Source organism: Exiguobacterium sp. s152 (assembly GCF_018618335.1).
In the GTDB taxonomy this organism is placed as follows: Bacteria; Bacillota; Bacilli; order Exiguobacteriales; family Exiguobacteriaceae; genus Exiguobacterium; species Exiguobacterium chiriqhucha.
In genome coordinates this window covers 532,189-544,176 of the sequence record NZ_JACSLX010000001.1, presented here as the reverse complement: position 1 = coordinate 544,176, position 11,988 = coordinate 532,189, and the positions used below count along the sequence as shown (strand labels likewise).

Annotated in this window: 11 protein-coding genes; 10 read left to right on the top strand and 1 reads right to left on the bottom strand. The window is 54.1% G+C overall.

Translation table 11 applies throughout. From position 1 onward, the window contains the following. Nucleotides 1-70: 70 nt before the first annotated feature. On the bottom strand, nt 71-565 hold the full coding sequence (locus KNP72_RS02760; protein ID WP_214832032.1) for a competence protein ComK: 495 nt from the start codon (nt 563-565) through the stop codon (nt 71-73). A gap of 273 nt (nt 566-838) precedes the next feature. Here KNP72_RS02760 and cspD point away from each other — a divergent pair, with 273 nt between their 5' ends. The 10 genes from cspD to KNP72_RS02710 all read left to right on the top strand — a co-directional run bounded on the left by cspD (nt 839) and on the right by KNP72_RS02710 (nt 11,981). Next, the gene (gene cspD, locus KNP72_RS02755; protein WP_021065411.1) at nt 839-1,036 is read left to right on the top strand and encodes a cold-shock protein CspD; all 198 of its coding nucleotides are present in this window, start codon (nt 839-841) and stop codon (nt 1,034-1,036) included. A 313-nt stretch (nt 1,037-1,349) separates the two neighbouring features. Beyond that, nucleotides 1,350-1,910, top strand: a complete 561-nt coding sequence (gene hpf / locus KNP72_RS02750; RefSeq protein WP_021065412.1) for a ribosome hibernation-promoting factor, HPF/YfiA family — start codon at nt 1,350-1,352, stop codon at nt 1,908-1,910. 141 nt (nt 1,911-2,051) lie between these two features. Continuing rightward, nucleotides 2,052-4,574: a preprotein translocase subunit SecA gene (secA, locus tag KNP72_RS02745; protein ID WP_214832030.1), complete on the top strand. Its 2,523-nt coding sequence runs from the start codon at nt 2,052-2,054 to the stop codon at nt 4,572-4,574. Between the two features lie 54 nt (nt 4,575-4,628). Continuing rightward, nucleotides 4,629-5,729 carry a peptide chain release factor 2 gene (gene prfB, locus KNP72_RS02740; protein ID WP_021065414.1) on the top strand — a complete coding sequence of 367 codons (1,101 nt, stop codon included), beginning with the start codon at nt 4,629-4,631 and terminating at the stop codon, nt 5,727-5,729. Between the two features lie 61 nt (nt 5,730-5,790). Continuing rightward, nucleotides 5,791-6,648, top strand: coding sequence for a YitT family protein (locus KNP72_RS02735; RefSeq protein ID WP_214832028.1), 858 nt, complete (start codon nt 5,791-5,793; stop codon nt 6,646-6,648). 107 nt (nt 6,649-6,755) lie between these two features. Then, entirely contained in the window at nt 6,756-7,088 is a 333-nt protein-coding gene (cccB, locus tag KNP72_RS02730; protein WP_214832025.1) for a cytochrome c551, read from the top strand. Between the two features lie 408 nt (nt 7,089-7,496). Continuing rightward, nucleotides 7,497-8,183, top strand: a complete 687-nt coding sequence (ftsE, locus tag KNP72_RS02725) for a cell division ATP-binding protein FtsE (protein WP_214717772.1) — start codon at nt 7,497-7,499, stop codon at nt 8,181-8,183. Continuing rightward, entirely contained in the window at nt 8,173-9,075 is a 903-nt protein-coding gene (gene ftsX / locus KNP72_RS02720) for a permease-like cell division protein FtsX (RefSeq protein WP_058764154.1), read from the top strand. Before ftsE ends, ftsX begins: the two co-directional genes overlap by 11 nt. 30 nt (nt 9,076-9,105) lie before the next feature. Beyond that, complete coding sequence (locus KNP72_RS02715; protein ID WP_214832023.1) at nt 9,106-10,479, top strand: murein hydrolase activator EnvC family protein; 1,374 nt, start codon at nt 9,106-9,108, stop codon at nt 10,477-10,479. Between the two features lie 98 nt (nt 10,480-10,577). Continuing rightward, complete coding sequence (locus KNP72_RS02710) at nt 10,578-11,981, top strand: S41 family peptidase (RefSeq protein WP_214832021.1); 1,404 nt, start codon at nt 10,578-10,580, stop codon at nt 11,979-11,981. Nucleotides 11,982-11,988: the final 7 nt, after the last annotated feature.

The following is an 11,988-nucleotide window of genomic DNA, read 5'->3' as shown; positions in this document are numbered from 1 at the left end:
TATCGACCTCTTTTTCAAAAAGTGAAGCGAAACCGACAGAAAAAAACCTCCCGTCGAATCGACGGAAGGATCAAGAGTGGAGCGTTGTGCTTTGGTTTAATTGTTGGAACCGGGCGACGAGTTCGCCCGTCGCTTTCAATTGATTGCGGAGGACGTATGAGGTCGCATTCGTGGCGATTCGGTGACCGTTCTGGGTGACGACCAAGCCTTTCGACTCGATCGGGTCACTCGTGATGTCACGGACGTGCGACCAGGCGTACCATTCACATTCAGGACGCTTCGGGGACATCGTCGGGAAGAAGACGAGCCCGGACGTCGGTTCGATGACGACAGGCACTTTGCCTTTGATTCCGGCGACGCGCTTGGCGACGAAGATGCGCTCCTCAATCGAACTGCTGTATTGGCGGCAGGAGAGCTGCAAGAGCTGGTAGGGCCGGAGCGGGGTCTTGATCTCGGAGCCGTCCTCGAGAATGACTCGTGATTCCCAGGCTGTCTCGTAGCAAGGCATAATGGCGACCGTTCGCTTCGTAATACGGTACTTTTCTTCGGAGTGGTAGGGGCGCATATGGCTGCACCGTCCTTTTCGTATTGGATTTTCAGGCTCGGGTCGCCCACATGGCGTACAAACCTAAATCATCCACACTATGATATATCACAAAATATGTAAATTCAATATGTCGATATGAAAAGTAGGGAAATATAATTCCAATGTAAGCCAAAAGACGATTCATTTACAAAAAAACGAGAAAGTGTTTGTCACGCTTCCAAGAAGGTGGTAAGATTACCGATAGAGGGAAAGCCTCTGTATTCTTCAATGGTGAAAGGAATGGATTTACACATGGTAGGTAAAGTAAAATGGTTTAACTCAGAAAAAGGTTTTGGATTCATCGAAGTAGAAGGCGGCAAAGACGTATTCGTACACTTCTCTGCAATCCAAACTGACGGCTACAAATCACTTGACGAAGGTCAAGAGGTAGAATTTGAAATCGTTGATGGCGAGCGTGGCCCACAAGCGGCTAACGTTACAAAATTATAATTTCAAGCCGTAAGCCGGTTCCCTCGTGGAGCCGGCTTTTTATTTTTCTTACATAGCGTCCTTCGAATCAAAATCGCGTTTAAGAACGGGCAGAACGGGTAGTTTCTTTTTATACCGCCGATTCAACTTGAAGACGACGCAATCGGAACAAAATTGTCATTATTTTCTGATGATAACGTTTTCAAAAGATTTGAATTCGGGGTATACTATAAATGAGCCACCTGGTTCCACTTTCTTTTCAGAAATGAAGCAGGAGATTCGGTCCAAATCGACGAATCATTGGGTCAAGCGGTTATTTTAAGGAGGAGTTCAGATGATTTATAACATTCGCGGCGAAAACATTGAAGTCACACCAGCTATTCAAGACTATGTCGAGAAAAAGTTGGACAAATTGACTCGGTATTTCACAACTCCTACGGATGCACAGACGGCTTACGTCAACTTGAAAGTGTACAATGAGAAGCAAAAGGTGGAAGTGACGATCCCGATGCCGAACTTGTTGCTCCGTGCTGAGGAAACAAACCTCGACATGTACGCGGCAATCGACCTCGTCGTCGATAAATTGGAACGTCAAATCCGTAAGCACAAAACGAAACTCAACCGTAAATCACGTGCCAAAGATGGCGGTATCGGCGAGTACTTCAAGTCACTCGAAGGTCCTGAGGACGTGGTCGTCTACGACGAGGACGAGGCAGAACTCGAACTCGTGCGGACGAAGCGTTTCACGCTCAAACCGATGGATACGGAAGAAGCGATTCTTCAGATGGACATGCTCGGCCACAGCTTCTTCGTCTTCTCAGACGCAGAAACGGGCAACACGAACGTCGTCTATCGTCGTAAAGACGGGAAATACGGCTTGATCGAACCAGAATAATTTAACCTTGAAACCACACGGCCCTCCAACTCGGAGGGCCGTTTCGTTTGGCCTTTCCTTGAAAGCGAGGGTCACTTCGGTTAAACTGTACATTAGGGAAAAAACATGCATTTTTCAGTGAATGCAGAGGAGATAAAGCGTATGGCGAACTTTTTGAAAGATTTATTTGCTCCACAGAAACGAGTATTGAAAAAAGCAGAAAAAGCGGCCGACCTCGTCGAGTCGTTCGCCGAACCGATTAAGGCATTGTCTGACGAAGCACTTCAGGCGAAGTCGATTGAGTTCCGGGAGCGTTTGGACAAGGGCGAGACGCTTGATGATATCTTGCCAGAAGCGTTCGCGGTCTGTCGCGAGGCGTCTGAGCGTGTGCTCGGCATGCGCCACTACCGTGTCCAGCTCATCGGGGGCTACGTGCTCCATAACGGTGACATCGCTGAGATGAAGACCGGGGAAGGGAAGACGCTTGTCGCGACCCTTCCGGTATATTTGAACGCGCTCACGGGCCGCGGCGTCCACGTCGTGACGGTTAACGAATATTTGGCTCGCCGTGACAAAGAACTCATGGAACCGCTCTACTTCGCACTCGGTCTTTCGGTCGGCCTCAACGTGTCGAACATGGACCGTGTCGAGAAGCAGGCGGCGTATAACTGTGACATCACCTACTCGACGAACAACGAGCTCGGTTTCGACTACTTGCGTGACAACATGGTCCTTTATAAAGAAGACCGTGTCCAACGCGAGCTCTACTTCACAATCGTCGATGAAGTCGACTCGATTCTCGTCGATGAGGCGCGGACCCCGCTCATCATCTCGGGTTCGGCCCAAAAATCGACAGAGCTTTACACACGGGCCGATGCCTTCGTCCGCACGCTCAAAATCGAGGACGACTACACGGTCGACGTGAAGACGAAGTCGGTTCTCCTCACGGACAAAGGGGTCGACCTCGCCGAGAAGTTCTTCGGTATCGACAACTTGTTCGCGATCGAGCACGTCTCGGTCAACCACCACGTCGGGCTCGCCCTTCGTGCCAACGCCGTCATGCATCATGACGTCGACTACATGGTCCGCGACGGCCAAGTCATGATCATCGACCAGTTCACCGGTCGGGTCATGGACGGACGCCGCTACTCGGAAGGGTTGCACCAGGCGATCGAAGCGAAAGAAGGCGTCGAGATTCAGCGTGAATCGATGACGCTCGCGACGATCACGTACCAGAACTACTTCCGTATGTATGAGAAGCTGGCCGGGATGACCGGAACGGCGAAGACAGAGGAAGAAGAATTCCGTAACATTTACAACATGCAGGTCGTGACGATCCCGACGAACAAACCGATCCTTCGGGAAGACCGTTCGGATCTCATCTTCAAATCGATGGATGGCAAGTTCAAAGCCGTAGTCGAAGAAATTATGGCAGCCCACGCGACGGGACAACCGGTCCTCGTCGGGACGGTCGCCGTCGAGACGTCGGAGCATTTGAGTAAGCTTCTCTCGAAGAAGAAGATCAAACACGAAGTTTTGAACGCGAAGAACCACGCCCGTGAGGCCGAGATCGTCGAGAACGCCGGTCAAAAAGGCGCGGTCACGATCGCGACGAACATGGCCGGACGCGGAACCGACATCAAGCTCGGCGAAGGCGTCATCGAGCTCGGCGGATTATACATCGTCGGGACCGAGCGCCACGAGTCGCGCCGGATCGACAACCAGCTCCGTGGACGGGCCGGCCGTCAAGGAGACCCGGGTAAATCCCAGTTCTACTTGTCACTCGAAGATGAGCTCATGCGTCGCTTCGGGACGGACAGCCTCCAGAACATGATGGAGCGCCTCGGCATGGACGACACGCAACCGATCGAGAGCCGCATGGTCTCGAAAGCGGTCGAGTCGGCCCAGAAGCGTGTCGAAGGGAACAACTACGACGCTCGGAAACAGCTCCTCGGTTACGATAACGTCATGGCCGACCAACGGAAAGTCATGTACAAAGACCGGGCTAGCATCCTCGAGAACGAGTCGGTCACGGACATCGTCCGTTCGATGATTCAAGAGACGGTCGAGACGGGCGTGGCGCAATATACGCCGCTCGAGCTCGTGCCGGAAGAGTGGAACATCGACGAGCTCGCGCACTGGGCCAACCAGACGCTCGCCCTCGAGCAGCCGGTCGAAGGTAAGGACTTCTACGGCAAAGAGCGCGAAGAGATCATCGAGCTCTTGAGCGAACGCACGACCGCGCAGTATGAGGCGAAACGGCAACTCGCGCCGCCGGAACGCTTCAACGAGTTCGAGAAGATCATCGTGCTCCGTGCCGTTGACTCACACTGGATGGCACACATCGACCACATGGACCAACTCCGTCAAGGGATTCACTTGCGTGCCTACGGACAGAACGACCCGCTCCGCGAGTATCAGGCGGAAGGCGTCAACATGTTCGACGCGATGAACGTGGCCATCTCCGAAGAAGTGACCGGCTTCGTGCTTCGTGCCGAAGTCGGCGACAATCTCCGACGCGAGAAAGTCGTCGAGGAGGAAGTGGCGGTGTCTGGCAAGGACGACACCCCGCTCAAGAAAAAGCCGGTCCGTCGCACGGAAGACCAACGGCTCGGGCGCAACGACCCGTGCTGGTGTGGTTCAGGCAAGAAGTTCAAAAACTGCCACGGCAAACAACAGGCTTAATTTTGAAAGAGGCGAGTCCGCTCGCCTCTTTCCTACGGAAAGGTGACCTACACTATGGAAATTTCAGATATTCGCAATGAACTCGAGGCGATGGCGAAACGCCTCGAAAATTATCGTCAATCGCTCAACCTGACAGAGAAGCAGGCCCGCATCGCCGAGCTCGAGAACGAGATGACGTACCCAGACTTCTGGGACAGCCAAGAGAAGGCGCAGAAAGTCATCGACGAGTCGAACGCGCTCAAAGCGATGGTCGACAAATACCAAGAGCTCGCCGATGGGCATGAAGACGGCGAAGTCACGCTCGAACTGATCAAAGAAGAGCCGGACGCCGAGATGCAAGGTGAGTTGGGAGAGATGGTCACGGCGCTCAAGGCCGATTTCGACGCGTTCGAACTCGAAATCCTCTTGAACGGACCTTACGACGCCAACAACGCCATCCTCGAGCTTCACCCAGGAGCGGGCGGTACCGAATCACAAGACTGGGCCTCGCTTCTGCTCCGGATGTACCAACGCTTCGCGGACAAGCAAGGCTGGAAAGTCGAGACGGTCGACTATCTGCCGGGCGAAGAAGCTGGCGTCAAGTCGGTCACGCTCCGTATCGTTGGGCATAACGCCTACGGCTACTTGAAGGCGGAGAAAGGGATTCACCGTCTCGTCCGCATCTCGCCGTTCGATTCGTCGGGCCGCCGCCATACGTCATTCGTTTCGTGCGACGTCATGCCGGAATTCAATGACGACATCGAAATCGAAGTGAAGACCGAAGACCTCCGGATCGATACGTACCGCGCGTCAGGCGCCGGCGGTCAGCACATCAACACGACCGACTCGGCCGTCCGGATCACGCACGTGCCGACGGGCGTCGTCGTCTCGTGTCAAGCCGAGCGTTCGCAAATCAAGAACCGTGAAGCAGCGATGAAAATGCTCAAGGCGAAACTGTATCAACGCGAACTCGATGAGCAGCAACGCAAGCTCGATGAGATCCGCGGCGAGAAGACAGACATCGGTTGGGGCAGCCAAATCCGTTCGTACGTCTTCCACCCGTACGCGATGGTCAAGGACCACCGCACGAGTTATGAAGTCGGGAACACGAGTGGCGTCATGGATGGTGACATCATGGGCTTCATCGATGCTTACCTCCGCAAGACAAATATGTGATGCAAGTGGCTCAAGGACTGACGTCTTTGGGCCACGTTGTATGTAGAGGAGAAAACCTTTAATGAAGCAAATCGTCAAAGACTATATCTATTTACTGACCGGGTCCGTCTTCGTCGCTTCGGCGTTCAGCTTGTTCCTATTGCCGAACAACCTCGCCTCGGGCGGCGTCAGCGGGATCTCGATCATCACGTACGAGCTGTTCAACATCTCGCCAGGGGCGTTCCAGCTCGTGTCGAACGTGTTGCTCCTCCTCGTCGGCTGGATGATTCTCGGGCTAGGCTTCGGCGTGAAGTCACTCGTCGGGTCGATTTTTTTACCGGGCGTGATCTTATTTTATGAAGCGATTGACGCGGGTGCGGCCGTCAATGACACACTGCTCGCGGCCATCTTCGGCGGGGCAGGCGTCGGCATCGGTCTCGGGCTCATCTTCCGGGGACGGGCCTCGACCGGGGGAATGGATTTGCTCGCGCAGATTTTACATAAGTTCACCCACATCCCGCTCTATCTCTGTATCGCCATTCTCGACGGGGCGGTCGTCCTCGTCGCTGCTGTCACGTTCTCGTTCACGACGGGGCTGTATGCACTTATCGCCTTGTTCATCACGATCAAGATGATCGACTTTGTCCAGCTCGGCTTCACACAGGACAAGATGGCGTACGTCATCTCGGAGAAACGGGACGTCATCACGCGCGCCGTCTTCGATGAGCTCGATCGGGGCGCGACAGAGATTCAAGCGATTGGGGCATACTCGCGCATCGAGCGTCCGATGTTGCTCGTCGTCGTCCGCCAGAACGAAGTGAGCCGGCTGAAAGAAATCATTCGCCGCATCGATCCTGATGCGTTCCTCATCTTCAGCGAGGCGCACGAGGTGATGGGGCAAGGGTTCACGTCAGACAAACGCTATATCAACGTTCCCTAAGTTGTGGAATCTTTGTGTATTTTTCGTGAGTTAGGTTAGAAAGCGGTTCATAACGGCTATAATGGTAAAAGTAGGTTATTTCTACAACTTAGGAGGGGAACCCTATTATGAAGAAATGGATGATGGCGATTGGACTTGGCGCCATGCTCACGCTCGGTGCGTGCGGCGGTGGCAATGAAGAAGAGTCGACGAGCAACGGGGACGGCGCCAACACGGCGTCGGTCGACGCAGAAGCGGTCTACGCGCAAAACTGTGCGGCATGTCATGGCGCGAACTTAGAAGGGATGAGCGGTCCGAAACTCTCGGATGTCGGTTCACGTCTATCTGCCAGTGAAATTGAAGAAGTCATCAAAAACGGGAAAGGCGCTATGCCTGCGAATGTGATTGAAGACGAAGAAGAAATCACGGCTGTCGCCGCTTGGCTCGCCGAGAAAAAATAATCATGGGGAACCACGAGACGACTCGTGGTTTTTTTGTTTCATTCTCAACCGAATTCGGGTCATCGTAGACGCGGATGCCTTTTGAATGTACGTTTCATCATCTGTGTCTAGGTCGTGAAATCTATCTTCAAAGCGACAATTTCACACCGAACTCAATCCAACTGAAACATTCCTGTAATGGTTATTTAAAAGTTCAATTGCTATAATTGTAGGCGCTTGAACTATATCGCCTGCCGCATTTTTCGGACAGGTGGACACGAACAAGGTCCCTTGACAGGACCAGTGCTTATCGTGTAGAACAGAGGCTAGACGAAAATATTCACTTAACTAACTAATCAAGTCTTCGTCATAGATGCATGAAACGTGATAGATGCATGAAAAATATATAAAAAGGGTAGGGAATACGTTATGATCTCGATGCAAAAAGTCAGTAAAGTATATCCAAACGGCGTCGTCGCCGTCGATGACCTCGAGTTAGAGATTCAAGACGGCGAGTTCTTATACGTCGTCGGACCATCCGGCGCCGGGAAATCGACGTTTATGAAAATGATTTATCGAGAGGAGAAACCGTCGAGCGGTCTTCTCATGATTGATGGGATTGACGTCGGCAAATTGAAAAACCGCCACGTCCCGAAATTACGCCGTCAACTCGGCGTCATCTTCCAAGATTATAAGTTGTTGCCGTCACTCACGGTCTACGAGAACGTCGCGTTCGCTCTTGAGGTCGTCCAGGCCGACACGAACACGATGCGCAAGCAGGTCATGGACGTGTTGAACCTTGTCGGACTGAAGCACAAGGCGCGCAACTATCCGGATGAACTTTCGGGTGGGGAGCAACAGCGTGTGTCAATCGCTCGGGCCATCGTCAATAAGCCAAAGCTCATCATCGCCGATGAGCCGACGGGTAACTTAGACCCGGACACGGCTTGGGGCATCATGGAAGTGTTCCAAGAGATTCACCGCCGGGGGGCGACCATCGTCATGGCGACCCACAACCGTGATATCGTAGACAAGATCCGCCATCGCGTCATCGCGATCGAGAACGGGAAAGTCGTACGCGATGAAGAGAAAGGAGCTTATGGCTATGATATTTAAAAGTGGATTCCGTCATCTGCGCGAAGGGTTCAAGGGAACACTTCGCAACGGTTGGATGACGTTCGCGGCCATCAGTGCTGTTACCATCACCTTGTTACTCGTCGGGGTATTTGCCCTCGTCATGTTCAACGTCAATGAGATTTCAGAGAACGTCGAGAACGACGTCGAGATTCAAGTATTCGTCACCCGGACCGCGGAGGAAGCGAACGTCGAGAAGCTCGGCGAGAACTTAGAACAGATTCCAGGCGTCGAATCGGTCACGTTCAGCTCGAAAGAGGATGAATTAGAGAATTTCCGTAACCAGCTTGGTGAAGATGCGAACGCCTACGGAACGGTCGAGAAGGACAACCCGCTCCACGACCGCTATATCGTCAAGGCGTCAGACCCGCTCAATACGGAGAAGGTCGCTAATTCGGTGCAGTCACTTGATAACGTCGATAAGGTCACATATGGACAGGACTATATCGACAAGATGTTCGCCTTCTTCAACGGGATTCGCATCGGCGGACTTGCGTTGATCGTCGGTCTCACGCTCATGGCGATGTTCCTCATCTCGAACACGATCAAGATGACGATCTTCTCACGCCGTCGCGAAATCGAGATCATGCGTCTCGTCGGAGCGAAAAACAGCTTCATTCGCTGGCCGTTCTTCATCGAAGGGCTTCTCCTCGGTGTATTCGGTGCGCTCATCCCGATTGCCGTCATCTACTTCGGTTATGACGTCGCATATAGTGCTTTACAACCATCGCTAGATCAACTGAATAGTGATATATTTAAATTGATTGATCCATCGATTTTGACGACGCAAGTGTCACTCGTCCTTTTAGCGCTCGGTGCCTTCATCGGGATCTGGGGTTCGACGACATCGCTCGGTCGATTCTTGAAAGTCTGATTTAATTTAAATATGAGGAGGAGTTGGCGGATGAAACGTTCGCTTGCGCTTGGATTAAGTTTGACGCTACTTGCCTCGCCTGTATGGGCGACGGAGAAAGACACGCTGAAAGCACGACAAGATCGTTTATCCAATCAATTGGAGGAATCCAAGAAAGCGCAAGACGAGACGGACGCCGAGCTCGAAGTCACCGAGGCGGAACGTGACGCGGTAACGACAGAAATCCGCGCCGTCAATGAACGTCTCGAAGGCTTAAGTGAACAGATCGCCGTCCAACAGGAAGAAGCGGACGCGGCGCGCACCGAGCTCGAGGAAACCCGTGATCAACTCACTGCCCAAGGGCAGTACCTCGAAAGCCAGAAGGCGCTCCTTAGTGAGCGTCTTCGTGTGCTTCAAGTACATGAGGACCAGTCCTATTTTCAAGTCGTCTTCGAGTCCCGTTCATTCGGAGACTTCGTGACACGGTTATTGACCGCGCAGACGATCGCCGATCAGGATCGGGACCTCATACATAGCTACATGAGTGAAGTCGAGCGGCTCGAAGCGCTCGAAGCACGGCAGCGGACCCAGCTTTCGTTCCTTAAACAGAAAGAGCGGGAACTAGTCGTGACGAAACAAGCGCTCGACGTCGCCGCCGAACAAAAGCGGGATTTGTTGTCAGAACTGAACGAACAAGTCGAACTGCTCGAGCTCGAGAAGATGAGCCGTGAAGAAGAACAGGCGCTCATGAGTGAGCAGAGCCGCATCATCGCCGGTCAACTCGATGCGATCGCCCAAGCGGAGCGGGAAGCCGCCGCCCGCGCCGAGGCCGAAGCGAAGGCCAAGGCACAAGCAGAAGCGCAGGCAAAAGCCGAGGCAGAGGCGAGAGCACGGGCTGATGCCAAAGCGGAAGCGGACAAGCGGGCAGACGACAAAGCGCCAGCTGCCCCAGCGCCTGCTCCAACAACACCACCACCTGCGGAAACCCCGACGAACGTGACGGGACCGACGACCTCGTTCGTGCGGCCGGTCTCCGGCTACGTGTCGAGCCCGTTCGGCCCTCGTCAAAACCCGCTCACGGGCGTGGCGGAGTCGCACCGTGGCATCGATCTCGTCAATGCGACCGGGACACCGATTGTCGCGTCGGCACCAGGCATCGTCATCAAGGCGGCCCCGGCGACCGGTTACGGCAACGTCGTCTTCGTGTCCCATATCGTCGGCGGGGAAGTATGGACGACCGTCTATGCCCATCTCGACGCGATTACGGTCACGTCAGGGCAAACGGTCGGAGCCGGACAGACCGTCGGTACGCTCGGCAGCACGGGCTGGTCGACAGGCCCGCATCTCCACTTCGAATTACATCGCGGACAATGGGCGCCAGGGCAACCGAATGCGGTCGACCCGGGTCCATACATCGGTTACTGATGAGACGGACGTGTTCCAAATTTCTGGAACACGTCCGTTTTTCTGAACTTTTTGCTATACTGGATGAAAGACTGACAAAGAGAAATGAGGGACTACCCGTGAAAAATACAACCGCAGGATTACTAGCCGGTGCCACGTTCGTCGCCGGTGCCGGTGCTGGGCTCGCGACGATGGCGTTCACCGATACAGCGTTACCGCTTCAACCGAAAGCGGAAGGCTGGGACAAAGTCGACCAAGTCCGACAATTGATTGAGACGCATTCGTTAAAGGATATCTCGGAAGAAGACTTGTTGACCGGTGCCCTCGACGGGATGACGGGAGCGCTCGACGACCCGTACTCGGACTTCCTCGACGCCGAAGAGACGTCACAGTTCACTGACTCGATCGAGTCGAGCTTTGAAGGAATCGGCGCGACTTTGGAGAAGAAAGGAGAAGACATCTTAATTGTCGCTCCAATCAAAGGCGCACCAGCCGAAGAGGCGGGTCTTCGGGCCGGAGACGTCATCACGTCGGTCGACGGGGAATCGATTGAAGGGATGGCCGTCGAAGAGGCGGTCCAACTCATCCGTGGCGAGAAAGGGACCGTCGTCACGCTCACCATCCGTCGCGGCGGCCAAGAGGCCGACTATGAGATTACACGCGATACGATTCCGATCGAGACCGTCTATTCAGAAGTGAAAGAACAGGACGGCAAGAAAATCGGCTATATCGAGGTGACCCAGTTCTCTGAGCCGACGGCCGATGAGTTTTTGGAGCAGCTTGAGACGCTCGAGTCAGAAGACATCGATAGCCTTATCATCGACGTGCGCGGGAACCCGGGTGGCTTGCTTCCGGCCGTCATCGAGATGACCGAAGGGTTCGTGCCGACGAATAAACCGGTCGTCCAAATTGAGAACGCGGACGGGGAACGCGAGTCGCAGAGAGGCCGCGCCCGAGAAGTGAAGCCGTACGACTTGTTCGTCTTGACGGACGAAGGATCGGCGTCGGCATCTGAGATTTTGGCCGGTGCGCTAAAAGAAGGGGCCGGTGCCACGATTATCGGCAACAAGACGTTCGGAAAAGGGGTCGTCCAGACGGCGTTCGATTTAGAGGACGGCAGCAACTTGAAGCTGACGACGAGCAAATGGCTCACGCCGGACGGCAATTGGATTAACGAGAAAGGCATCGAGCCGGACGTCGAGGTCAATCAACCGGATTACTTCGGGGTGAACCGCATCCTCGCCGACACGGACTCGCTCAAAGTCGGCGACTACGGCGAGGCGGTGTCGAACCTGCACACGGTCTTGTCGGGCATCGGCTATGAGCCGGGCGGACAGCCAGGATATTACGGCGACACGATGGCCCGCGCCGTCAGCGACTTCCAAGCCGACAACAATTTGCCGGAAGACGGGGTCGTCAATGAGGCGACGGCGTCGGCGCTCGAGTCACGCTTGCTCGAGGTGATTCAAGATGAGGCGAACGATGCCCAATTGAACCGTGCGCTCGAAGAAGCTGCAAAATAAGGATTAG

Coding starts and splice junctions, on each gene's coding strand:
- KNP72_RS02760 (WP_214832032.1), bottom strand. CDS start 565: ATGCGCCCCTACCACTCCGAAGAAAAGTACCGTATTACGAAGCGAACG.
- cspD (WP_021065411.1), top strand. CDS start 839: ATGGTAGGTAAAGTAAAATGGTTTAACTCAGAAAAAGGTTTTGGATTC.
- hpf (WP_021065412.1), top strand. CDS start 1,350: ATGATTTATAACATTCGCGGCGAAAACATTGAAGTCACACCAGCTATT.
- secA (WP_214832030.1), top strand. CDS start 2,052: ATGGCGAACTTTTTGAAAGATTTATTTGCTCCACAGAAACGAGTATTG.
- prfB (WP_021065414.1), top strand. CDS start 4,629: ATGGAAATTTCAGATATTCGCAATGAACTCGAGGCGATGGCGAAACGC.
- KNP72_RS02735 (WP_214832028.1), top strand. CDS start 5,791: ATGAAGCAAATCGTCAAAGACTATATCTATTTACTGACCGGGTCCGTC.
- cccB (WP_214832025.1), top strand. CDS start 6,756: ATGAAGAAATGGATGATGGCGATTGGACTTGGCGCCATGCTCACGCTC.
- ftsE (WP_214717772.1), top strand. CDS start 7,497: ATGATCTCGATGCAAAAAGTCAGTAAAGTATATCCAAACGGCGTCGTC.
- ftsX (WP_058764154.1), top strand. CDS start 8,173: ATGATATTTAAAAGTGGATTCCGTCATCTGCGCGAAGGGTTCAAGGGA.
- KNP72_RS02715 (WP_214832023.1), top strand. CDS start 9,106: ATGAAACGTTCGCTTGCGCTTGGATTAAGTTTGACGCTACTTGCCTCG.